Source organism: Pseudomonas sp. B6002 (genome assembly GCF_013385985.1).
Classification (GTDB): domain Bacteria; phylum Pseudomonadota; class Gammaproteobacteria; order Pseudomonadales; family Pseudomonadaceae; genus Aquipseudomonas.
In genome coordinates, this window is record NZ_JACAOY010000006.1 from 26,258 (window position 1) to 49,146 (window position 22,889).

The 22,889-nt window shown below is 59.2% G+C and carries 24 protein-coding genes and 1 pseudogene; 17 read left to right on the forward strand and 8 right to left on the reverse strand.

All coding sequences use genetic code 11. The annotated features are described in order from the left end of the window. Window positions 1-265: 265 nt before the first annotated feature. The 5 genes from HX792_RS07270 (at window position 266) to HX792_RS07290 (ending at window position 3,929) form a co-directional block, all read left to right on the forward strand. The gene (locus tag HX792_RS07270) at window positions 266-1,327 is read left to right on the forward strand and encodes a TIR domain-containing protein (protein WP_218172595.1); all 1,062 of its coding nucleotides are present in this window, start codon (window positions 266-268) and stop codon (window positions 1,325-1,327) included. A gap of 9 nt (window positions 1,328-1,336) precedes the next feature. After that, on the forward strand, window positions 1,337-2,026 hold the full coding sequence (gene pycC, locus HX792_RS07275; protein WP_176995437.1) for a Pycsar phage resistance system uridylate cyclase PycC: 690 nt from the start codon (window positions 1,337-1,339) through the stop codon (window positions 2,024-2,026). 218 nt (window positions 2,027-2,244) lie between these two features. Further along, complete coding sequence (locus tag HX792_RS07280) at window positions 2,245-2,523, forward strand: hypothetical protein (RefSeq protein WP_176995438.1); 279 nt, start codon at window positions 2,245-2,247, stop codon at window positions 2,521-2,523. Window positions 2,524-2,779: 256 nt separating this feature from the next. Then, entirely contained in the window at window positions 2,780-3,352 is a 573-nt protein-coding gene (locus tag HX792_RS07285; protein WP_176995439.1) for a hypothetical protein, read from the forward strand. A 199-nt stretch (window positions 3,353-3,551) separates the two neighbouring features. Beyond that, window positions 3,552-3,929: an Ltp family lipoprotein gene (locus tag HX792_RS07290; RefSeq protein ID WP_176995440.1), complete on the forward strand. Its 378-nt coding sequence runs from the start codon at window positions 3,552-3,554 to the stop codon at window positions 3,927-3,929. A gap of 136 nt (window positions 3,930-4,065) precedes the next feature. Here HX792_RS07290 and HX792_RS07295 read toward each other — a convergent pair whose 3' ends face one another. Continuing rightward, window positions 4,066-5,232 carry an MFS transporter gene (locus tag HX792_RS07295; RefSeq protein WP_176995441.1) on the reverse strand — a complete coding sequence of 389 codons (1,167 nt, stop codon included), beginning with the start codon at window positions 5,230-5,232 and terminating at the stop codon, window positions 4,066-4,068. Window positions 5,233-5,326: 94 nt separating this feature from the next. Between HX792_RS07295 and HX792_RS07300 the strand changes: the two are divergent. The 3 genes and pseudogenes from HX792_RS07300 (at window position 5,327) to HX792_RS07310 (ending at window position 7,573) form a co-directional block, all read left to right on the forward strand. After that, window positions 5,327-6,221, forward strand: a pseudogene (locus HX792_RS07300) (LysR substrate-binding domain-containing protein). 201 nt (window positions 6,222-6,422) lie between these two features. Further along, window positions 6,423-6,914, forward strand: a complete 492-nt coding sequence (locus HX792_RS07305) for a hypothetical protein (RefSeq protein ID WP_176995442.1) — start codon at window positions 6,423-6,425, stop codon at window positions 6,912-6,914. Window positions 6,915-7,171: 257 nt separating this feature from the next. Beyond that, entirely contained in the window at window positions 7,172-7,573 is a 402-nt protein-coding gene (locus HX792_RS07310; RefSeq protein ID WP_176995443.1) for a HEAT repeat domain-containing protein, read from the forward strand. Window positions 7,574-7,783: 210 nt separating this feature from the next. On the opposite strand, the gene HX792_RS07315 is transcribed toward HX792_RS07310, so the two are convergent. After that, window positions 7,784-8,608: a helix-turn-helix domain-containing protein gene (locus HX792_RS07315; RefSeq protein ID WP_176995444.1), complete on the reverse strand. Its 825-nt coding sequence runs from the start codon at window positions 8,606-8,608 to the stop codon at window positions 7,784-7,786. A gap of 125 nt (window positions 8,609-8,733) precedes the next feature. Between HX792_RS07315 and HX792_RS07320 the strand changes: the two genes are divergently transcribed. Genes HX792_RS07320 through HX792_RS07330 form a run of 3 tightly spaced genes read left to right on the forward strand, consistent with a single transcriptional unit; the run spans window position 8,734 to window position 11,727 of the window. Then, window positions 8,734-8,922 carry a DUF1656 domain-containing protein gene (locus tag HX792_RS07320; protein ID WP_176995445.1) on the forward strand — a complete coding sequence of 63 codons (189 nt, stop codon included), beginning with the start codon at window positions 8,734-8,736 and terminating at the stop codon, window positions 8,920-8,922. 10 nt (window positions 8,923-8,932) lie between these two features. Further along, the gene (locus tag HX792_RS07325; RefSeq protein WP_176995446.1) at window positions 8,933-9,841 is read left to right on the forward strand and encodes an HlyD family secretion protein; all 909 of its coding nucleotides are present in this window, start codon (window positions 8,933-8,935) and stop codon (window positions 9,839-9,841) included. Then, window positions 9,841-11,727, forward strand: a complete 1,887-nt coding sequence (locus HX792_RS07330; protein ID WP_176995447.1) for an FUSC family protein — start codon at window positions 9,841-9,843, stop codon at window positions 11,725-11,727. Before HX792_RS07325 ends, HX792_RS07330 begins: the two co-directional genes overlap by 1 nt. Here the strand turns inward: HX792_RS07330 and HX792_RS07335 are convergent. From HX792_RS07335 to HX792_RS07350, 4 genes are all read right to left on the reverse strand, one after another. Beyond that, entirely contained in the window at window positions 11,670-12,098 is a 429-nt protein-coding gene (locus HX792_RS07335) for a hypothetical protein (RefSeq protein WP_176995448.1), read from the reverse strand. The genes HX792_RS07330 and HX792_RS07335 overlap by 58 nt on opposite strands. A gap of 125 nt (window positions 12,099-12,223) precedes the next feature. Then, complete coding sequence (locus HX792_RS07340) at window positions 12,224-12,586, reverse strand: CPCC family cysteine-rich protein (protein ID WP_176995449.1); 363 nt, start codon at window positions 12,584-12,586, stop codon at window positions 12,224-12,226. A gap of 524 nt (window positions 12,587-13,110) precedes the next feature. After that, the gene (locus HX792_RS07345; protein ID WP_176995450.1) at window positions 13,111-14,091 is read right to left on the reverse strand and encodes a GyrI-like domain-containing protein; all 981 of its coding nucleotides are present in this window, start codon (window positions 14,089-14,091) and stop codon (window positions 13,111-13,113) included. A gap of 112 nt (window positions 14,092-14,203) precedes the next feature. Then, complete coding sequence (locus tag HX792_RS07350; RefSeq protein ID WP_176995451.1) at window positions 14,204-14,440, reverse strand: DUF6555 family protein; 237 nt, start codon at window positions 14,438-14,440, stop codon at window positions 14,204-14,206. Between the two features lie 120 nt (window positions 14,441-14,560). On the opposite strand from HX792_RS07350, the gene HX792_RS07355 reads away from it, so the two are divergent. The 4 genes from HX792_RS07355 to HX792_RS07370 all read left to right on the forward strand — a co-directional run bounded on the left by HX792_RS07355 (window position 14,561) and on the right by HX792_RS07370 (window position 18,534). Beyond that, window positions 14,561-15,379, forward strand: a complete 819-nt coding sequence (locus HX792_RS07355) for an arylamine N-acetyltransferase (RefSeq protein ID WP_176995452.1) — start codon at window positions 14,561-14,563, stop codon at window positions 15,377-15,379. Between the two features lie 128 nt (window positions 15,380-15,507). Beyond that, window positions 15,508-15,864 (forward strand): cytochrome c5 family protein, encoded by a 357-nt coding sequence (locus tag HX792_RS07360; RefSeq protein WP_176995453.1) that lies wholly within the window; start codon window positions 15,508-15,510, stop codon window positions 15,862-15,864. Window positions 15,865-15,937: 73 nt separating this feature from the next. Then, the gene (locus HX792_RS07365; protein ID WP_176996156.1) at window positions 15,938-17,266 is read left to right on the forward strand and encodes a D-arabinono-1,4-lactone oxidase; all 1,329 of its coding nucleotides are present in this window, start codon (window positions 15,938-15,940) and stop codon (window positions 17,264-17,266) included. 59 nt (window positions 17,267-17,325) lie between these two features. Next, window positions 17,326-18,534 carry a DSD1 family PLP-dependent enzyme gene (locus HX792_RS07370; RefSeq protein WP_176996157.1) on the forward strand — a complete coding sequence of 403 codons (1,209 nt, stop codon included), beginning with the start codon at window positions 17,326-17,328 and terminating at the stop codon, window positions 18,532-18,534. Window positions 18,535-18,639: 105 nt separating this feature from the next. Here HX792_RS07370 and HX792_RS07375 read toward each other — a convergent pair whose 3' ends face one another. Continuing rightward, on the reverse strand, window positions 18,640-19,581 hold the full coding sequence (locus HX792_RS07375) for a transporter (RefSeq protein WP_176995454.1): 942 nt from the start codon (window positions 19,579-19,581) through the stop codon (window positions 18,640-18,642). 203 nt (window positions 19,582-19,784) lie between these two features. Here HX792_RS07375 and HX792_RS07380 point away from each other — a divergent pair, with 203 nt between their 5' ends. Beyond that, a complete protein-coding gene (locus HX792_RS07380) occupies window positions 19,785-20,822 on the forward strand; it encodes an AraC family transcriptional regulator (RefSeq protein ID WP_176995455.1) in 1,038 nt (345 codons plus the stop codon). A 42-nt stretch (window positions 20,823-20,864) separates the two neighbouring features. Here the strand turns inward: HX792_RS07380 and HX792_RS07385 are convergent, their stop codons facing one another. Next, window positions 20,865-21,416, reverse strand: coding sequence for an RNA polymerase sigma factor (locus HX792_RS07385; RefSeq protein WP_176995456.1), 552 nt, complete (start codon window positions 21,414-21,416; stop codon window positions 20,865-20,867). A gap of 488 nt (window positions 21,417-21,904) precedes the next feature. Here HX792_RS07385 and HX792_RS07390 point away from each other — a divergent pair, with 488 nt between their 5' ends. Further along, window positions 21,905-22,840: an anti-sigma factor gene (locus HX792_RS07390; RefSeq protein WP_256349818.1), complete on the forward strand. Its 936-nt coding sequence runs from the start codon at window positions 21,905-21,907 to the stop codon at window positions 22,838-22,840. Window positions 22,841-22,889: the final 49 nt, after the last annotated feature.

Genomic DNA, 22,889 nt, shown 5'->3' on the forward strand with positions numbered 1-22,889 from the left:
GCTCGTCGGATTATCCATCGAGCGACTAACGTCCGCTACGGGCCGATTGCTGCCTATCCTGAGGTGCAGCAAGCGGCCAGAAGCTACCATTCACGACCGCCAGCTTTCGACTATTTTCGGAAGTCTCTGTCTTTGTGTTAGTGAGATTTATCTAATAACTGATGATTTTCAATGGTCAAAGCAGCAACAAACCACTAAAAATTAGCGTTTCAGCGGTAATTATGACAGTTCATATTATAATGCTGCTTGCTCAAGATATTTGAACGTGACGGTGTATCAGAAATACTCACTCAGAGCACAATTTGTGCTTGACCAGAAAAAATTTATTAATCGATATACTGAACTGATTCACCCCAGAGCAGACGCCACATCAGGTGCTGCACCACACAAGCCTCAGCCCGAAGCAGGAGACAGGATGTTAGAGCGATTTCAAGGTGAGTCAGGCCGTAGGCTTACGGTCGATGCCCTTCTTTCACAGCGAATGATTTCCGGAAACCGTGAACTCGCGGAGTATTTTGCCGATAATGTGGAGCTTCTTGAGGTAGCGGTTGGCGATGTCTTGATTGAGCAAGGTGGATCGGACAATGACTTGTATTTGATTTTGACCGGGGCTTTTGACGTCGTCGTTAATAAGCGTCGTGTTGGTCGCCGGTTTTCCAGTGATCATGTTGGCGAGATGGCCGCAATAGAGCCGTCTCAACCCAGATCAGCGACAGTCGTCGCCACGGAAACGAGCGTTGTCGCTCGAGTCGCGGAAATGCATTTTGCTGAAGCAGGGCAACGTTACCCCGAGGTCTATCGCTGCATCGCCCGAGAGCTCTCAAAGCGACTTTATCAACGCAACGCGCATGTTGGGGCGGTGCGTGAGCGAATCAAGATTTTCATCATTTCTTCAGCTGAATCGCTTGGCGTCGCAAGAGCGATTCAGACCGCTTTCGGTCACGACGATTTTATTACTACCATCTGGACGGATGGGGTTTTCCGGGCCACGAACTATCCATTGCAAAGCCTATTGGATGCTGTTGATGACTCCGACTTCGCGGTAGCCATCGCGCATGCTGATGACATCGCTGCATGCCGGGGTCAACAGTGGCCCGTTCCACGTGACAACGTTGTGTTTGAGCTTGGCCTGTTCATGGGAAGACTTGGCAAAGAGCGTGCGATTCTGATGGAACCACGTGATCTCGATGTCAAACTTCCTAGCGATCTCTCCGGCATTATGACAATCATTTATCGGTATGCGACTAGTGGTGACACGGCTGCGTTGATGGGGCCTGCTTGTAACCAGCTCCGAGACCACATTCTTCGGCTTGGACCAAACAATTAGGGATGATTAATGGCATTGGCGGATGACCTGAAAAAATGGGTTGGAGAAACGTTCACGAGTACGTGGGAGGTTCACGATACGACGGGTGTGCCGAACCCCGAAGATTTGCGCCTGAACTCAAATCATGCGAAAGATCTGAGTTCTGCGACTGTTCTTTACGCAGACTTAGATGGGTCCACAGATATGGTGAGCACATACAAGTGGGAATTCAGTGCGGAAATTTATAAGACATTCCTTAAATGCGCATCCGACATCATAAAAAATGAAGGAGGTGTAATCACTGCATATGACGGGGATCGCGTCATGGCAGTCTTTACTGGGGGCTCCAAAAACACATCTGCTGCGCGATGCGCGTTGAAAATCAACGCCGCAGTAATAGATATCATCAGACCTGCTTTAGCTAAAGCTTACACCACGAATTTTGTCTTGAAGCACGTTGTTGGCATCGATACCAGTCAACTTAGAACTGCTCGGATTGGAGTTCGTGGTGACAACGATTTGGTTTGGGTAGGTCGAGCCGCAAATTATGCAGCGAAACTCACAAGCCTTGCTGACAAGCCGACCCGGATCACAGAAAGCGTCTATGAAAAGTTGGCAGACGAATTAAAATACACTAACGGTCAAAGCATGTGGGTGAAGGAGTATTGGGAAGATATGAAAATTTGGACGTACACCTCGACTTGGAAGTGGGCGGTGTAAACTTTCCGTGATTCATTGAATCGATATTAATCTAAGGAATTAAGCTAAAGGTCCAGTCAAGGCTTGATCAGCGGGCGCCTACAACTGCCCTAACGAATGGCAGCTCATGGCCGATTGCCACTTCCCGTCAGAAGCTTGCTTGGGCCTAGCTTGAGGCATCAAGGACCGGGGACTTATGAACGCTTTATCAATGCAGCAACGAGTTCGAGTAAAAGATCATGAGCAGTGACGAAAACGAGCACAAAATCACTCTGCCCCCCGGCTCTCGATTTCGGCGACAGGCTGGTCCGTATGACTTAGATACCGGCCGTCCGTGTTACGCCGTCCAGGTAATCGCGCTGGATGAGCAGTCGAGACGCCGGGTCGAGGACAACTCACAAATCATGGGCACTCCTGGCAAGCACTTTTATGTGTGGGATATCAAGAACGGCTCGACTTGGCCTGTTTTCCTGACCCTGACAGTGGATGGAGTGACGGTAGGCAAGGACAACGACTGACAAACTGTTCGAGGAAACCGAAGCATGGAACCCGTCATACGCTGATAGCTTTAGGTTTGATTATTGCCGCGATAATTGCGGCGAATACTTCAGCCTGCAATCCACCGGCACATACAGCATCCTCGACGCAGCAAGCGAAGCAGATCTGCGATGAAGTTTACGATGACAGCGAGGACGCTAGCGGATACGGCGATTGCGTCAACTCAGCAAAGCGAAGCCTCGAAAATACTAATTGACGGAAAAAGGAAACTCCGCATTGAAATATCTCATCGTTTTAAGCGTCACCGTGCTCTTGGCCGGCTGTGGTCAGGAATCCAAGCCAGCAGCTGTACTTCACCTTGCACCGATCACACCTGGTGCCATTCCCGAAAAGATCGGCGGCTGCGGGGAAGGTTGTAAGAAACTGGACAAGTTTGCTAAGTGGCAACCGCTGCTCGCTCCGCTGGTTGAAATGCACCGCAGGCAGGAGAAGTGCTCCTCAGTTGAGTATGCAATGCCCGATACCGACTCTGACCCAGCGGACCCGAAGTTTTATGTACAGTGCAAAGAAGTGAGAAGCGGCCAGCTTTACAACACCTTCTATACTCGGACACAGATCGAGATGGGCACGCCGGCTACGAGTGAGCCGGTTTCCCGTGGGTATGCTGAACCTCTTTGTGCAGGCCAATTGGCTGAAAAACTGCCCGGCGCTACAATTGCCAACCAAGGCTTTTACGAAGCTTCAAACGGCTCAGTACGTCTAACCTATGACTTAAAAGTAAGTGGCGTCGACAAGAAGGCGGCTTGTCTAGTTAGCCACGAATCTGTTGAGTTAAACGTCGTCCGGTAGCTCAGTAATCAAGGAAAAAATGACTCTCGCAATAAACGTGATTCTTGGCCTATCGCCGCAGCTGCAGGCACTGATTGACTAGGTGAAAGCCGAGGAAATTCGCTCAGCCTCCTCAAAGGGACGTGTCATGTAAAGTTGAGCCGTAAGACAAGAATTTTAAGGCCGTTAGAGGCGCTGCACGGGTTCTGGAGATATTCCGATGAATTTTTTGAAAGTAATATTGGCTGTCACTTTTTTTGCTGCTGCCCCCTCATGGGCTGGAGATTTGACTGGACCTCAAAGTAATGCAGTCAGATCAGCGAAGCAGTATCTCAGCATGACGGGCTTCTCACGGAATGGGCTTATTCATCAGCTTTCATCTGATGCTGGAGAGGGTTTCGACGTTTCTGACGCTACGATAGCAGTGGACAGCATGAACATTGACTGGAACCAGCAGGCGGTGAGGTCTGCGAAGCAGTATCTCAATATGATGGGCTTCTCGTGCAAAGGCCTCATTAAGCAACTTTCCTCGAGTGCTGGAGAAAAATACACTGTGGACCAAGCAACCTACGGCGCAAAACATGCAGATGGTTGCTGAAAAACGACGTGCTTTAAATCGCCCCTAGTTTCGTAGACGCCATCAAGCTACAAGGAAGGGTTGCTAACCCAGCATAACTGTCCGCTTTTGGCCGTTAGCCGCCAAAGTGGCGACCAGCAGCCCCCTCAACCCCTCCTCACAGCCCCACCGCCTCGACAGCCCTCGACCGCCAAACAACCCCCAACACCATCAACAAGCCCAACCCAGCCATCGCCGCCCCCGCTAGCGAAATCGCCGGATACCCCAACCCCGCATTAATCACCGCGCCTCCCAACGCCGCTCCAATCGCGTTCCCAAAATTAAACGCCCCAATATTCACCGCCGAAGCCAGGTTAGGCGCGTCCTTGGCCGCTTCCATAACCCGCATCTGCAGCGGCGGCACCAATGCGAAGCTGGCGATGCCCCAGATCAGGATGGCGACGGCGGCCGGCAGTGGCCAGCGCATGAGGACGGTGAACGCCAGCAGGACCAGGATCAGCACGCTCAGCGAGACGATCAGGGTGCTGTCTATGGAGCGGTCGGCGGCTTTGCCACCCCAGAGGTTGCCAAGTGTCAGCCCTACACCGAACAGCACTAGCATGGCGGTGATGAAGGCGGTGGAGGCGTGGGTCTCGCTGCTGAGGATGGGGGCGATGTAGGTGAAGACGGTGAACATCGCGCCGGAGCCGACGACGGTAAGGGCCAGCGCGCCCAGTACCGGGCCACGGCACAGCACGCGGATTTCGGCCATTACACCCACGCTTGGCGGTGCCTTGAGGTCTGGGAGGGCGAACCACAGCGCGGCCATGGCCACCACGCCGAGGCCGGTAATGCCCCAGAAGGCGGTGCGCCAGCCGAACAGTTCGCCAAACCAGGCGGCCAGCGGCACTCCGCCAATGGTCGCGAGGGTCAGGCCCATGAACATGGCCGCCACCGCGCCGGCACGCTTTTCCGGAGTGACCACGCTAGCGGCGACGATGGAGCCGACGCCAAAGAATGCGCCGTGGTTCAGTGAGGTCACCACTCTGGCGATCATCAGGCTGTAGTAGTCGGTCGCCAGGGCGGACATCAGGTTGCCGAGGGTGAAAATCGCCATGAGGCCTATCAGCAGATAGCGCCGGGGGATTTTGCCTGTGGTCAGGGTCATCAGCGGCGCGCCAAGCAGCACGCCGAGGGCGTAGGCGCTTACCAGCAGGCCCGCAGCGGGAATCGAAACGCCGAGGTCAGCAGCAATGCCCGGCAACATGCCCATGGGGGCGAACTCGGTCACGCCGATGCCAAAGGCACCTATAGCGAGTGCAACAAGGGGTGGGTTGATACGCATGAAAGGCTCCTTATCTATGCCGCCAATGCTACGATCTAGCCTTTTAGGGCGGTAGATAGTGTTTTTGGTAATCACCTTTGCGTAAGGGGCACAAGTGGACTTCAACGGCCGATCAGGTGAAATGTTTGTGTTCGCCACCGTGGCGCAAGAAGGCAGCCTGTCGGCGGCTGCTCGTGTATTAGGGCTCACGCCCTCGGCGGTCAGTCGGATCATCGCGCGTGCCGAACTGCGCCTCGGCACTCGGCTGCTGTTGCGCACCACGCGGGCGATCACCTTCACCGCCGAGGGCGAAGCGTTTCTGCGCGGCGCGCGGCGCATCCTGGCCGACATGGATGAAGTCGAAGAAGCCATCGCAGACCAAGGCGTACCCCGGGGGCGATTGCGGGTCAGTGCCGCCCTTGGCCATGGGCGTATGTCCATCGTTCCGTTGGTGGCGGCCTTCAGCGAGCGCTACCCGAACATCGTCGTCGACCTCACCCTGGGCGACGAAGTGGTCGACATCCTCAGCGGCCAGGCCGACGTGGCGATACGTTTTGGCTACCTGCCCGACAGCCCGCTGACCGCACGCAGGATCGGCGACACCGGCCAGGTGGTGGTGGCATCGCCGGAGTACCTGCAGCGCCACGGTATCCCGCAGGAGCCGCAAGACCTGCTACGGCACAACTGCCTTCGCTTCAACTTCCGTCGCGCTGAACCCAACTGGCCGTTTACGCGCGACGGCAAGGAGTTTTCCCTCAAGGTCAGCGGCAACATCGAATGCAGCAGTGGGGAAGCGTTGGCCCAGCTTGCGCGATTGGGCGCCGGAATTGCGCGTATCGGCGAGTTCACGGTCAGCGAGGACCTGCGCCGTGGCCAGCTGGTACCGCTATTGCAAGCCTGCAACCCCGGCGACCGGGAACCAATTCATGCGGTGTTTGTGGGGGGGGGCCACGATGCCAGCGCGGGTGCGGTTGTTTGTGGATTTTTTGGTGGAGCATCATCGGATGTAGGTGGGTGGCTTACACATCACGAATGGCTGAGGTGAGAGACTGCTTTCGACCCATAGCTGCCTGTCGAGAAGGGCGGCAATCGGCTACTAGCTGACGCTGATCATACCGTGTAAAAGCAGGAGCATCCGGTTAGTAAAGTAAGAGGCGTTAAGACTGGACGTGTAGTAGCCTTACGCCATCCAACAAAAGAGGTTCAACAGCATGGAAGCCGTTAATGTTATAGTCCGAACAGTGGGCGATGCCAAAGCAATGATACTGGCTGCTGTTCTGTTAACCGGCGGTTGCGCAAATTACGCGGAGCCTAAGACAGTCTTGATCGATGGAATAACAACACCAGAACACTCGTCGTTGGTTCATCCGACTCAGGTTCCTGGCGGACTCATGTTAATTCATGCGGTCGATCAAAAAAGCACCTATACCTTGTCGATTGGGTTCTTTGGTTCACTTTACGTCCCGCCAGGTTTGCATGAGTTTGAAGTAGAAGTTTCCCATGGTTTTGTAGTTCAAGATGCGGGAGGCCCGGCTTGGACTGCTCCACCCGGCGTGCAAGTTTTCGCTGTAGAGGGCATTAATGCGGGACAAATTCTTAATAAAAAAGGTACGTCCAGGCCTCACTTTCATTTGGAAGCCGGAAGGTTTATGAAATCAAATTTGGCTTTGATAGAACCAATCCAAAAAATCCGGTTCCGGTAACTTGGATTTCCCTGATTCCAAGCGCGTGACAAGGTGTAAAACGATCGTGAGCGACTGTATTTGGCTGATAGCTGCCGCTAACGAATGACCGCTTCCAGCCAAGAACGGACGCTAACAAGCGACCGCTACCAACCCTTAACGGCCTGTCATAACATTAGTTGTGCATTTTTGGGACTGAGTTCCTGAGGTTTCGCCTAGGCAGCAAACTTATGCTAGATGACTTTGCCGGACGCATTCAAAGTTCTGATAGGTGAGCGATGTTCAAAGAATATGAGTTGTTTCTGCATTCATGCGACTCTGAAGACTACTGGTCGGATGAAGGCATTGATGTTGCCGGTGCTCAGGTCTCTGAATTCACCGCGTCTGACTGGTGCGAACTTGAATCCGCCATTGTCGTGAAGCCTGATGTGTGGCTGCGCCGATGTGCCGAATCGCTCACCGATTGCAATGATGTACACGCGTTGCAGATACTGTTAAGGCTGCTTGAAGCGAAAGAGGAATCGGTAGTCATTCATGCGCTTGAGTCAATCGATGCGCTCTTTTTAGCCAGTTACATACGGAACGTGAGCCCTGTCATCACGGCCTTGAACGAAAGGGTTGATGCTTCCACTAGGACCCTGGAATTGATGGTGGCTACCTTGATCAGGAAGCTCAAATAACGAACGACGGATGTATTGCCCGGACGGTTACGAAACAGCTCCGAAAGGGGAGGTAATCCCGCAGCCTACTTGGTCGACCGTGGCCATGTGGCCGGTATGTGCCATTGAATAGCAATGTGCAAAGTAACCGTTGTCGGGCCATGCGTGAAAACACGAATGCCCGCTTGTGGCCGAAAGCAGTCATTCCCCCCGGCACTCTCAACCCGCCACCTAACTGTACCCACCAAACCGCTTACCCAGATTAATCCCCCCAACCCCCCGCACATACCTCCCCGGCGAAGCCCCCAACGTCTTCCTAAACATACTGATAAACGAACTCACCGACTCATACCCCAACGCCTCCGCCGTCCGCTGCACCGACTCCCCCTCGGCCAAGCTCTGCAACGCCACGATAATCTGCCACTGCTTTCTCCACTGTCCAAACGTCAGCCCCGTTTCGCGTTTAACCAACCGCGCCAGCGACCGTTCGCTCATCGCCACTTGCTTAGCCCACTCCGCCATGTTGCTGCGATTATCCGGCGCCTGGGCCAGTTGGCGGGCAATGGTTCGCAACTGAGTCGAGGCGGGTAGGGGCAGGTACAGCTGTTCCGAGGGCGCCTGCTCCATTTGTTCGATCAGCACACCCGCCAGGCGGGCGGTGGGGCTTTCGGGGGGGTAGTCCTGGGGCAGGGTGCTCAGGTGCAGGATCAGTTCGAGGATGAGGGGGGACAGCACCAGGGTGCAGCATTTTTCCGGGAGGGTGGCGGCGCCGGGTTCGATGAACAGGAAGCCGACTTTGCCGTTGGCGGTGATGCGGTTGCTGTGGGCGACGCCAGCGGGGATCCATACGCCGAAACCGGTGGGCACCATCCACACGCCGTCTTCCACAGTGCACACGATGCCGCCGTGGCAGGCCACTACCAGTTGGCCTTTGCGATGGGTGTGTACGGCGTATTCGGCGTTGTTGCGCTGGGTGCCGAGCATCACTGCGACGGCGGGTTGCGTGAAATCATCGAGTTCAAACTGGCCCACGGTGTAGAGGGTTGTCTCGTCCATTACGCGGCACTCAGGTGTCTGAATTTGATTATAAGTTGGCAGCATACTCAATATCGGCACACCCGGGCACTGCCTACCATGGCAGCAGGGCCTTCAAGGTGAAGGCCGATGGTGAGACTTCTGCAATGCTCAGCGAAATCACGTTTGCCAACCTCTACTTGCCGCCGTTTCTGCTTTATGTGGGCGCTGCGGCGTTGATGTATGCGGTGCTGGAACGGCTCATGCGCCGGTGGCTGGACTGGACCTGGCACCCCAGCCTCACGCGGTTTTTTGTCTCGCTGATTGTGCTTTCCACCCTAGTGCTGAAGCTGTGAGGGCGACGCGATGAGGCTCAACAACACGTTGAAAATCCTGGTGACGCTGGTGCTGGGGCTGGTTGCCTTGCTGTTTTGCACGCAGTTGTGGCGCGCCTATGTGCTGGCGCCCTGGACGCGGGACGGGCGGGTCAGCGCGCAGGTATTGCGGATTGCGCCCGAGGTGTCCGGCCAGGTCGAGCGGTTGCTGGTGGGCGACAACCAGTGGGTAGCCAAGGGCGCGTTGCTGTATCAGATCGATCAGCGTGCCTACCTGTTGGCCCAGCAGCAGCGCATGGCCGAGCTGGCCGAGGCGCGCAGTGTGTTGGCGCAGCGCACGGCGCAGTTCCGGCGTCGCACTCAGTTGGGCGATGCGATTGCGCGGGAAGAAACCGACAACGCCGCCCAGGACCTGGCCGTGGCCAAGGCGCGGGTGGACGCGGCGCAGAGCCAGTTGGCCCAGGCCGAGCTGGACCTGGCGCGCACGACGATTCGTTCGCCGGTGGACGGCTACGTCACGCAACTTCGCCTGCAACCGGGGGATTACGCGGTGGCGGGCAGCACCAATATCTATGTGGTCGACGGCCACAGTTTCTGGGTCACCGGATACTTCGAAGAGACCAAGCTGCCGGGCGTGTGGGTGGGCGCGCCGGCCTCGATCAAGTTGATGGGCTTTGCGCCGTTGCTGGAAGGGCATGTGGCGAGCATCGGCCGGGGCATTGCCGACGGTAACGAGTTGCGCAGCGACAGCGGCCTGCCCCAGGTGGCGCCGACGTTCAGTTGGATACGCTTGGCGCAACGCGTGCCGGTGCGCATTGAGTTGGACGCGGTACCCGAGGGCGTGGAGCTGGCGGCCGGGATGACGGCCAGTATCGAAGTGACCGAGCCCGGGAGCGCGCCGCATTGGCGGCTGTCGCGCTGGCTGCAGGCGTTCATGTGATGGCCGGGTACGTGGGGCGGCTATGGGCCGCACTGCCTCGGCCGTGGACCCAGGCCACCTGGGGCTACGTGGCGCGCAGTGTGATGGCGGCGACGTTGGCGTTGTGGCTGGGTTTTCAATTGCACCTGGACTCGCCGTTCTCGGCGGTGTCGACGGTGTTGTTGCTGATCCATCCGCTCCAGGGCGCGGTGATCGGCAAGGGCTTCATGCGGGTGGTGGGCACTGCGCTGGGGCTCCTGGTGGCGGTGATTTTGCTGGGGTTGTTCGCGCAGAAAATGTTGCTGTTCATCCTCGGCATCGGCGTGTGGCTGGGGCTGTGTGTCGCGGGCATGACCCTGCTGCGGCACTACCACGCCACGGCGGCGGTGGTGGCGGGGTACACGGTGTGCCTGGCGCTGGGCCCGGCCATCGTCGCGCCGCAGCAAGGCTTTGATCATCTGGTCACGCGGGGCACGGCGGTGGTGCTGGGCGTGTTGAGCCTGAGCCTGGTGGCTTCCTTGTTTGGGCGTAAGACGGTCGAGCGGCGTCTGGGCCCTATGCTCAAGGACGTTTCTTCGCGAGCACTGCGGTTGCTGGCTAGCCAGTTCAAGGGGGAGGGTGTAGCCGCTGCCGAACGGCGCCAACTCGCCCTCGACATCGCCAAGGTGGATGACCTGCTGGGCATCGGTCGAGGCGAATCCGTGTTGATCCGTTCCCGGTTGTCGACACTGCAGGCGGGGCTGGCGTATCTGCAGGCCGTGGCCCTGCAACACCTGTCGGTCAGCCAGCCGGTCGTGGGCGTGGCTGAGGCCCTGCAAAAGCTGGCTGAAACCGATGCGGATTTTTCCACGACCGCCGCGCGGGTCAGGGCGTTGCAAGAGGGCCTTGATGAAGAGTCGATACAGCTGAGCGATCCGCTGGCGGACCTTTCCAATGCCTTGCAGAACTTCGCCTGCCTCGAACACGACACTCCGGCGCCGGCCCGTGCGGTCGGCTTCCACCGGCACTACGGCGACGCCTTGCTCAACGGCCTGCGCGCCCTGGTCGCGACTCTGGCAACCGCTGCCGTCTGGTACTTCACGGCGTGGGACCAGGGGCCAACGTTGCTTGCGGTGCTGGGCCCGTCCTGCACCTTGCTGGCGACCAGTCCGGCGCCTACCCGGGGCCTTGCCGGTCTGTTCAGGGGCACGATTTACGGCATCGTGGCGGCGGCCGCGTGCAAGTTTCTGCTGCTGCCGCACATCAGCGGCTTCGCGTTGCTGGCGGTGGTGCTGATCGCCTTCTGGGTGTGGGGAATACAGGCCACCACCCAGCCGCGTCATGCCTTGCAGGCCATTGCCTACCTGATCGCCTTCAACACGCTGGTCGGCACCGGTGGCACCGCCCACTACGACTTTACCGACTTCGCCAACCAGGCCCTCGCCTGGCCCGTGGCGCTGGCGATCTGCATGCTGGCTTTCCAGATCCTGCCCAGAAACCCCGCCGCCCAGGTGCGTGCGCTGAAACGGGCGCTGCACACAAGTACCGGGCGGTTACTGCGTGATGGCGCGCGGATGGACCTGTTGAAATGGCAGGCCAGGCAACAGCATCGGATGGTGTCGTTGCAGGCCTTGCCGGGGGGCGAGCGTGACGCGGTGGGCGCGTTGTCGTTGCAACTGAGCCGCAGCTTGGGCCGGGTGTATGCCAGGACACGGGAACTGGCGCCGGACACACCGGTTGCGCGGTGTGCGCAGCGGGGTATTCGTCGGCTCTCCAGGCATGCGTTTGAGCCTGGAATGAACGCGGTTCAGGCTCGACGCACGGCACAGGGGTTGCGGTTGCTGGGGGCAGGGGAGTTGGCGCGGTGTTATCAGGAGGTGGCGCAATTGCTGGGGGCGTATGCGGCGTCCGGCGGCCAATCTTCATAGACAAAGCAGCCTTCAGAGACCGGGTTGCCATCCATGTGGTAGGCCACCCACGCCAGTATGTGCGCCATCCGCTTCGTACCCGACGGCGTCAATTTGCAGGCCTCGGCGACCTCGTGCAAGCGCGCCCGGCAAATATCGATGTGGCGCCGTACCCCCGAGAACCCGCCGAGGTAGCGATAAAATTCATCGAGATAAATACCCACACCGCTCACGCCATAGGTGCCCGCCACCCCTGGAGCGTCCTCGTAAATGGCCATGATGTCGTGGCCCTCCAGTGTTGCGACACGGGTCAGCACGTCGCAAAAAGCATCCTTCAGGGCATTGCTGATCCAAAGGTTATAGCTGTCACCGATGATGATGGGGGCGCCCATGTGGCTGTTCTCAGTGTCTAGAAAGAAGTGGAGTCGAATCTGATGCCGTGTCTTCGATGGCAACGTTCGATCAATAACGAATCCGCTTCCGGCCATACTCGGAAAAAACGGTTGGTCTCGTCAATTCAAACCTTGACGCCGGTCGTTCCAGCTACAGTCCAATAGGCTTCTGCTTCCCAGCGAATCGCGATGGAGTGCCAGTGCTTGATGGTCTTACGTGCGTTCGCAGCTTCAATATCATTGACGTCTAACGGTCGCCATTCGACCCCTCGTCGTAATCCCCCTGCATGCTGAACAGACCTTGGGTATTTGTTTAAGAGGCTCATCTGAGCGGCAGCGAGGGACATCGAATTTGCGCCTCCGTCTGACGTTGGATTAGCTAACTGGACACCATCGTCTTCCCAGCCACAGAGGGGGCAAATAGTGTACGAGCCGTACTCGCGCTCCAATGTCTCGAAACCGCAGCACGGGCAGGGTAGATCACGCATACGACATCACCTGGTTTAATCGTCTACGGGTATCGGCCAAGTGATCTTTTACTTGGGGAGCAGATTAAAAAATAACTGACGGCCAATTCCACTCACTGAGAAGAGTTGCTAAGGGCGAGGTTGAGGTCATCCATCGTAGCGTTCCTGTTTCCAGTGATGCGAGCTCAGGATACTGTTCCGAGTCTAAGCCCACGGATGACCTTATGACTTCCCTACCTACCCACCGCGTCTGTAATCGCTGCGGCGAACGGATAACCGCTTATTGCCCTTCGATTGAAACGCTATCAACTATAGGGGTTTTCCATGACTTGGGTGACCAGGCTGTAGTCGATGAGATAGTGCGACGGGAACACATTGATCCCGTCATTGTGTGGGAGTACTTCCACCATCGGATGAGGTTTCGTTGCGTGCAAAAGGTTGCCTTCTGTTCATTCTGCGGTGGGCAACTGAGAACCTGGCGTGCACGACAATGTATGCACTGCTTAAGGGATTGGCACTGATACTCGCAACTTCGAAGATGGGCACTACAACGCCCGCACCGGAATACAGATCTCGCAGTTGAATTCCCCGGTCCGAGGATCAATCACCGTAGGCGCCGAAAACATCTCGAAGCATGGCCGGTCGTCGCATTGCAGCCCGCTGGACGGCATCCATTCTCGCGTCAGCCACATCCAGGCGTGGGCGATCTGTTCCGGTTTGCCCTTGAAGCGCGCCACGGCATACCGGCCGCCCGGCAGCGTCTGGGTATCGGCCTGGCCGCTGGCGACAAACCGCGCCGGTACTTCGACGCACGCGTCATAGCGGCACTTGTTCGCGGGGGTGAGCGACGGGTCGTCATAGCCTATGCCGTAGCAGGTTTGATCGCTGAGGCCATGGGAATGCATCCACGGCGCCATGACCCCGCGCCAGAACTCGCCGATGGCAGGCCCGTAGGGGCCGATCAAACGTTGGTACGCGACACGTGCTTTAGGTAAATCGATGATGCGTACATCCATGGCAAAGTCATCCGCTGGCCGATAAGAGCCGTCAGATTCGCCGAACTCGCGTTCGCCTGCCTGATGTGGATTGCCGAAGACCTGATCAGGATTGCTCTGCTGGCTGCCAGGCGGTAGCCCAATCGCCGCGGCCTGGGCTTTGAGCCGCTCAAGCGTGGTGGCGCGCCAGGCCGAAGGCGTGCAGCCGAACTTGAGCTTGAAGGCCCGCGCAAAGGCTTCACCGGATTGGAAGCCGGTGGCCAATGCGGTTTCCAGTACGGTTTCCGGGGTGCCGCAAGACAACCGAAAGGCTGCTTTCTCCAGCCGTCGCCGTTGCGCATAACTGCCCAGGGTTTCGCCCATCCAGGCGGCGAAGATGCGATGAAAGTGGAAGCGCGAGAAATTGGCGATGTCCGCCAGGTGCGTGCCATCCAACGGTTGATCGAGGTGCGCGTCGATGTGGTTGAGCACACGGTTGATGCGGCGTGTGTACTCGGCGCGGGAGGCTTGGGGGGAGGGTTTGGTGGGCATTCTAGATGTCAGCGTTCAGGTAGCTGTCGAATCGTTGATTTTATAGCCCGTCACCTTTGAAAAAGGCAAATAACCCGCAAAAAACCCGCCTTATAAGGCGGGGCTTTTCCTTTCACTTCGGCGCAACCCACGTCACCTCGGTAATCCCGAACTTTTCCGCCCAAGGCCGTGTGGTTTTCTTGACCTGCTCATGCCCCACACGCCCCACGCGGCTGACGTGGGCGATGTCGGCGTCCACCGCTGCCCAGTGCCAGGCCTCGGCGTTGTTCATCACTTCGGCGCGTACCACAAAGGACTTCGGTTGACCGTGCAACTGATAATGGATGGTGTAGATTTTTGCGGAACTCATGTTGCCTCCCTGTCTTGTTATAGATGGATAGGTTGGCGTCGCAAAAGGTTCATTCAAAATGACAAGGTGCACGCTGGCGCGGCATAGTGACGCCTCTGCCACGTGCCCAAGGAATGTGCCATGCCCCACCTGACCCACAGCCAGCGCTACCTGCAGCGCCTGGGTTATGACGCGCCGCCACCGCCGACCCTGCAGACCTTGCAGGCGCTGCAACTGCGTCACGTGTGTACCTTTGCGTTCGAGAGCCTGTCGACCTTGATGCACCTGCCGGTGCCGATCGACCTGGCCAGTGTCGAGCAGAAAGTGCTGTTCGATGGGCGCGGTGGCTATTGCTATGAGCTGAACCAGATGTTCCTGGCGCTGCTGCAGGAACTGGGCTTCGAGGCGCGGGGCATTACCGGTTGGGTGGTGATGGGCGGGCCGGCGGACGTGCGCACCGGGCGTACCCATCGCCTGAGCCTGGTGACCCTGGACGGGGTGCGCTATGTCACCGACGTCGGCTTTGGCGGCATGGTGCCCAGCAGCCCGCTACGCCTGAACACCGAAGCGCCGCAAGCCACCGCCCACGAGCCCTATCGCCTGACGCACCATGAGGGGCAGTACACGCTGTGGGCCCAGGTCGCCGAGGAGTGGCGTGGCCTGTATGTGTTCGACCTGCAAGAGCAGGTGGCTATCGACTATGAAATCGGCAACTGGTACGTCTCCACGCACCCGGGCTCGACGTTCGTGGGCCAGTTGAAAGCCGCGCTGCTGGCGCCGGGCAAACGCTATACCTTGAACAACACGAACTACGCGGTCCACTCCCTCGACCAGCCCAGCGAAAAGCGCACCCTCGACAGTGCCGATGAACTGCTGGCGTTGCTCGGCAGCACCTTTGGCCTGCGTGTGGCGCAACTGCCTGCGCTGCGCACCGCCCTCGAAGGCCTGCTGCAGGCCTGACCGCCCAATGCGGGGCAGGGTGGCTGGCCGCCCAAGCCCCCCTTTGTGTCCCCCAAAACCCTCAACGCCGCGAGACGGCTGCCTTAGTGTGGACTGCACTTTCCACCGTATAAGAAGAGAGGGTGGCCATGCGCCGCATCGCATTACTGTTGGCTCTGCTCGGCCTGCTGACGGCCTGTGACGATAAACCCAAACCCCGCCCTGATAGCGCCTCCGCTGCCACCGCCATGCCCGCCGACCCGGCGCTGGCCCAGGTCTACGACACCAGTTGCAAGCTGTGCCACGCCAACCCGGCGTCCGGTGCGCCGCTGACTGGCGACCGCAGCGCCTGGAGCCCGCGCGTGGCCCAGGGCGCGGACACCCTGCTGGACCACAGCATCAACGGCTACAACGGCATGCCGCCGATGGGCCTGTGCATGCAGTGTTCCGAAGAGCAGTTCCTGGCGCTGATCAGCTTTATGTCCGGTACTCAAATCCAACAATAAGAAGGGGTGGTGGATGACGCTTTCACGGCGGCAACTCTTGCAACGGTCGGCGGCTGCCGGCGCCTTTCTGGCGCTGACCAGCAACCCGGTGCTGGCCCAATTGGCGCGTGCGCCACGGCTGATTCCGTGGCGCAACTGGTCGGGGGCGCAGACCTGCCTGCCCTTGGCGCGCCTGGCGCCGAAGGACCTGGATGAACTGGTGCAGGTGATACGCCAGGCGCCGGGCACCATTCGGCCAGTGGGCTCGGCCCATTCGTTCAGCGCGCTAGTGCCAACCGACGGCACGCTGTTGTCCCTGAGCTATTTCAACGGGCTGCTCGAGCATGACCCCGCCACGTTGCAGGCTACTTTCGCGGCCGGTACGCCGATGTCGCGCATGGGGCCGGCGCTCAAGGCGGTGGGGCAGGCGCTGCCGAATATGGCCGATATCGATTACCAGACCCTGGCCGGGGCGATTTCCACCTCCACCCATGGCACAGGCGTGGGCTTCACCTCGTATTCCGGCTGCGTCACCGGCATGCAACTGGTGACGGCCCAGGGCGAAGTGCTTGATTGCGATGCCGAGCATCACCCCGAGGTATTCAGTGCGGCCCGGGTGTCCCTCGGTGCCCTGGGCGTGGCCACCCGGATCCGCTCGCAGAACCGCGCGCCGTACCGGCTGCGCGAGCGCCAGTGGATCGCCAAGACCGAAGAACTGCTGGAAGACGTCGACAAGAACACCCGGGAAAACCAGCACTGGGAGATGCTGGTGGTCACCCATTCCGACTACGCCTTGTCCATCGCGCTCAACGAAACCACCGACCCCGAGACCCCGCCCATCGATCCGGCCGAGGCGGGTGGCAATGAGTTTGTGACCATCATCGAGAAGCTCGACAAGTACGCCAGTGACTTCCCCGACACGCGCCGCACCTTGCTCAACAGCCTGCGGTTTTTTGCCAGTTTCCAGGACCGGGTGGCCGAGTCGTTCCAGGTGTACGCCAATGTGCGCAATGTGCGTTTCAACGAAATGGAGTACTCGGTGCCCGCTGAACATGGCCCGGCGTGCCTGCGAGAGATCCTCAAGCTGATCAACGACAAGGACCTGCGCACCTGGTTTCCCATCGAGTACCGCTACGTCAAGGCCGACAATATCCCCTTGAGCATGTTCGAAGGCCGCGACAGCTGCTCGATCTCCGTGCACCAGCACTACGCGATGGACCATCACAACTTCTTTGCCGCCGTGGAGCCGATTTTCTGGAAGTACGCCGGGCGTCCGCACTGGGGCAAGTTGCACACCCTCAACGCCCGCACCTTGCAGCCGCTGTACCCGCGCTGGGACGAATTTACCCGGGTACGCCGCGAGCTGGACCCCAGCGGCAAATTCCTCAATGCACACCTGTCATCCATCCTGGGAGTGGCCTGATGAAGCGCCGACATTTTGTATTGGGCAGCGCCGCCGTGCTGGCAGCCGGCGCCTGGCTGCTGCGCCCGAGCGATCGTGGCGGGCCTTACAACGAGTATTTCCGCACCCTCAATGCCGAACTCAAGGCCCACGGGCCGATGCGCCCGGTGATGCTGATCGACCTCGACCGCCTGGACCACAACATCGACGTGGTGATGCAGTCGGTGAAGCGCGGCGGCAAGCACCTGCGGCTGGTGGAGAAGTCTTTGCCGTCGCCGGGGCTGTTGGCGTACATCGCCAAACGCGCGGGAACGCAGCGCTTGATGTCGTTTCATCAGCCTTTCTTGAACCATGACGCCCAAGTGTTTCCCGAGGCCGATATCCTGATCGGCAAGCCGCTGCCGGTGCGGTCGGCCGAGCTGTTTTATCAAACCCACAGGGGCACGTTCGACCCTGCGCGGCAATTGCAGTGGTTGCTGGATACGCCGCAGCGTCTGCAGCAATACCTGGAGTTGGCGCAGGGCCTGGGTACGCGCTTGCAGGTCAATATCGAGCTGGACGTGGGGCTGCACCGTGGCGGCATCAGCGATAACGCCGTGCTGGGGCAGATGCTCACGCTGATCGGCGCCCACCCGCAGTACCTGGCGTTCGCCGGTTTCATGGGCTACGACCCGTTCGTGGGCATGGGCGTGCCGGGGATTCTCGGTTCGCCCCAGGCATTGTTCGAGCAGGTGATGCAACGCTACAACGGCTATGTCGACTTCACCCGCCAGCACGTGGCCGGGCTGTGGAGGGAAGGGCTGACCTTGAACACCGCCGGCAGCCCGAGCTATCGCATTCATGAGCAGGAGCGCTTGAGCACGGAAGTGTCGGTGGGCACGGCGTTGCTCAAGCCTACCCATTACGACCTGGCGTCCCTCAGCGAGCATGTGCCCGCCGCGTTTATTGCCACGCCGGTATTAAAAAGCACCGGGCCGGTGAACATCCCGGCACTGGACGGCAAGTCGCGGGTGTTCTCGTGGTGGGACCCGAACCAGCGCAGCACGTTTTTTATCTATGGCGGCAACTGGATGGCCGAATTCGAATCGCCCCAGGGGCTGCAAAGCAATGACCTGTATGGGCGCAGTTCGAACCAGGAGATGGTCAACGGCTCGCCGTCGGTGGGTTTGAATGTCGAGGACCAGGTGTTCCTGCGGCCCACCCAGAGTGAGTTCGTGCTGCTGCAGTTCGGTGATTTACTCGCGGTACGTGGCGGCAAGATCGTCGACACCTGGCCCGTCTACACCTGACACCCCGAGGTAAAAATGTGGGAGCGGGCTTGCCCGCGATGCAGGCACCTCGGTGTGTCAGTCACACCTCCGTGATGCCATCGCAGGCAAGCCAGCTCCCACATTTTACAGGGCAAACGGAATCGTCAGCTTCGCCCACAACATGTCACCCTCCGGCCGATTCTTCACGTCGAATTCCTTGGCCCAGCGAATCTCCGCACTGGCGTATTTGAGAAAGGTGAAATACACCGCAGGCCCAATCGCAAACACCTGCCCGCGCACGCCGTCGTTCACGTCCTCGCCGAAGATGTTGACCACCGTGCGCCCGTACTGCTTATCGTCGGTGGTCTGCTTGAGGTAGTAGCCGTTGACCCCCAGGCTCAGGTTGTCGGTCACTTTGTAGCTGGCCGAATAATCGAAGTGGAAGATCTGCCCGGAGCGGTAGTCGGTGTCGTGGTTCTCTTCGTTGAAGCTGTAGGTGGTCTTGATCGACAGCTCCGTGCGCGCGTTGGGCATCCAGGTGGCCGAGACCAGTGGCTTGTAGGTGTAGAAGTTGTTGCTGGTATTGGCCAAACGCGTGGCGTCGTATTCGCCGGTGGGCAGGGTGATTTCCACGGCGGCGGCCAGGGTCAGGTCCTTGCCCATGTCCCACAGGATGATCGGCGCGACGGTGGTGTCACCCATGCTTTCGCGGGTGTCAGCCATACCGAACAGCGACACCTGCTGCTTGAGGTAGGGTTGCGCGATGTAGCCCCCCAGCCGCCCGCCGAAGATGCGCACCGGGCTCAGGTAGTCCAGGCGCGGGATGATGGCGTCGGACTTGATGCGCACGTCCGATACCTTGCCGCCCAGGGAGCTGATGTCCAGTTTGCGCGCCTCGTAGTGGTTGTAATACAGGTTGAAGGCGAACATATGGTCCGGCAGGTTGTTCACGTCCAGGGGCAGGATGTAGAAGCCGTCTGTGCCGGGGCCGATGTTGTCGACGCCACCTTCGGTGGCCAGGGCCGGCAGGCTGAACAGGCTCAACAGCGCAAAATGCAGCGGGTGAAATGCACGGGTGGGGTTCATGTCTGGCCTCTTTATTATTGTTAGGGCACCGCAGGCCATAGAAATAAGCCCTCGGCGCGCAGCGAGGCAGGGTTTTGGAGGACAGATAGGGGGACTTTGCCGGACAGGTTTCACTCAGTATGCAACGACTCTTGCAAGCGCCTATGATTGTCAGAATGTTTCTAAAACAAGAGCTGAAGCACTCAGTCAGGAACCCGTGATCCATGCAAAGGAAAGCCGTTGACCCTCAATTCGAGCTGGCGCTCGTGTCGCCGTTCCTGTTGCAGACCCTGGGGCAGGTGGTGGCGCAGAAGGGCGCCAGTGCTGAAGCCCTGTGCCGTGGCCTGGGCTTTACCCTGGCCGACCTGGATGACCCGGCCCAACGCATTTCCTATCGCCAAGCGGTCGCGATGATCCAGCGCGCGCTCAAGGTGCTGCCCGACCAGGGCCTGGGCCTGTGTGTGGGGCACCAGAACGTGTTGGGCACCCTGGGCTTGCTCGGCCATGTGATTTCCCTGTGCAAGACCCTGCGCGATGCCTTCGCCATCGGCGAGCGCCACCAGCACACCTCCGGCGGCATCGCCACCACCCGCACCCACGAAAGCGCCCACGAAGTGTTTATTGACGTCGAATGCCTGCTGCCCTACGCCGAGGTGCAGGTGTTTGCCGCTGAGGAGTTCTTCGCCAGCATCATGGTGTACGGCCGTGCGTTGGTAGGGGCGGACTTTATGCCGCTGCGGGTCGAATTCATGCACGCGGCGCCGCCCTATGCAGCGGAGTACCAGCGCCTGTTCGGCGATGACGTGCGGTTCGGCTGCCTGCACAACCGCATGGTGCTGGCGCCCCATTGGATGGACGTGCGTTTGCCCAATCACCATGCCCTGGCGTTGCGCCAGGCCCTGGAATTACTTGAGCTGGAAAGCGCGCAGTTGCACCAGAAGATGGACCTTATCCAGGCCGTGGAACGCGCCATCTCCCGCGACCTGCAAGGCAGCCAGTTGGAGAAGGTCGCCAGCGACCTGAACATGAGCGGCCGCACCTTGCGCCGGCGCCTGACCGAGCACGGGCTGACCTTCGAGGGCCTGCTGGAACAGGTGCGGCGTGCGCGCACCATGGGCTTGCTGGGCAACCCGGGGTTGTCGATCGAGCGGATCACCGAAGAGGTCGGCTACAGCGATGTGCGCAGCTTTCGGCGGGCGTTCAAGCGCTGGACGGGGGTGAGCCCCAGTGCGTTTCGCGGGGAGGGAGGAGGGCTGGCGTAGTCCTTCGGGTGGTCCCGTTGCGGACGCCGGCCTAGAGCGGTTTCAGGAGGTTGAAGAATTGGCGGGGCGAGCGCGCAAAGGTTTGCTTTTTGGCGAATCAAAAAGCGCGCCGATCGCTTGACGCGCCCGCGACAGCCGGCTCATTACCGTACCGATCGGCAGGTCGAGCATCTCGGCCGCCTCTTTGTAGCTGAAGCGTTCGACGCCCACCAGCAGCATGACTTCGCGCTGGCCGTCGGGGAGTTTTTCCACGGCTTCGATGATTTGCCGGTGCATCAGGTCCGACTCCGGGTTGGGCGCCTCGGGGTCACTGACGGTTTCGAGGAATTCGTCGTTCCAGTCCATGCGCGAACGGCTGCGCACCTTGCGTGAACGCAGTTCGTTGATCCAGGTGGAGTGGACAATCGAAAACATCCAGCTCAGTACCGAAGTGTCGGGCTGCAGCTGATGGGAGCGTTCCAGTGCACGCACGCAGGCGAGCTGAACCAGGTCTTCGGCATCGTGCTTGTCGCCGGAAATGCGCAACGCGAATGCCCACAGGCGTGGCAGCAGTTCTGGAAGCAGTGCGGGTAAGTCAGCACCGGTGATCGACATATTTCCTCTTTTTATTTCTTGATGCCTAAAATGGTGCGGTCAGGCTACGAGGTCGATACCGTAGCGGATGCCTGTGTCGCGGCGTCCTTTTTGCGGTGCTGGGGCTCCTTTGATGACGGCGAATTGTATCAAGTCGTTAACAAAATGTATCAGTTTGGCAGGGTATTGAAAGGTTATTGACAGCTTATGCAGGTACCAGGCCAAACATTCTGACAATCGTGTCAGGAAAAGTACCCCTACACATGGTGAAACATATAAGATTTATTCGGCCCTGGGAATATTTTCAGTTCCAGGGTGTTTTCTTAATGTCTTTGTACGTGTCGCCGAGTGTTTTTGCGGCTGCTTTTAGAAAGTGTTCTGGCCTGTTGCCAGGGCAGGATTGATGTCAATATGATGGCTTGTCGCTACCCGCTGACTCGCCGCTTCGGCCCATAAGGCCGAGAACCACCTAGCAGAAACTGATTGATGACAAACGGAGAGATAACCCCATGGTAGCGGATGATGCCTTGCTAATGGCCTATGTTGACGGCGAGCTTTCGTCGCAACAGAACCAGGAGCTTGAGCGGCTGATCGATGCGTCGCCGGACCTGGCTGAGCGCGTCTCTCGGTTGATGGCTTCGTGCCTGCCTTATGAAGAAGCCTTCGCCCGCCAGAACCTGCCGCCTGTGCCCGAGAGCCTCAAGCTCAGTATCGCGGCCCTGGCTGCCCAGCATTCGGCGGCGGCCGAACCCGAGGTGGCACCTGCCCAACGCGCGGCTGCCCATCCGTCCGGTAAAGCAGACAGCGTTTTCTCGCGCCTGTTCGCGCTCTTCCAACCTAAATTTGCATGGCCGGCCCTGACGTTCGTTGCCGGTGCTGCCTGCTATGCCCTGGTGCTCCAGGTTGGTGCATTCAACGGTGCCCTCAAGCCCGGTTTTGATGCAAGCGCGCCGGCCGTTGCCCAGACCTCTCCCTGGGTTCAGCAGGCCGCCGCCTACCAGCATCTCTACACCCGCGAAACCGTCGCCTACGGCGCACAGCCCTCGGATGTGGTCACCAAGACCCTCGCCGATATCCGTGACATCGACGGCCTGGCCCTGCGCGTGCCCGACCTGAGTTCCGCCGGCCTGACCTTCAAGCGCGTGCAACGCCTGCGCTTCAACAACAAGGCCCTGATCCAGTTGGTGTACCTGCCGGCCAATGGCGCGCCGGTGGCGTTGTGCGTGATGAAGGAGCCCAAACCGGACCAGTCCATCACCCAGCAAAGCGTCGCGCAGATGAACGTAGTAACCTGGCGCCAGTCTGAACTGGGCTACGCGCTGATCGGCGAGCCCGAACAAGGTGTAGACCTCAACGCCGTTGCCCGACTTGTCGCCGACCGAAGTGCGGCCCAGCTGTTTGCTGCTGTGCCTGCACCGATGTGGATCGCCGCTATCCAGAAATAACCGCTCTGGGGTCGGGCATGGGTTCCCAATGCTGCGATCCCAGATAGCT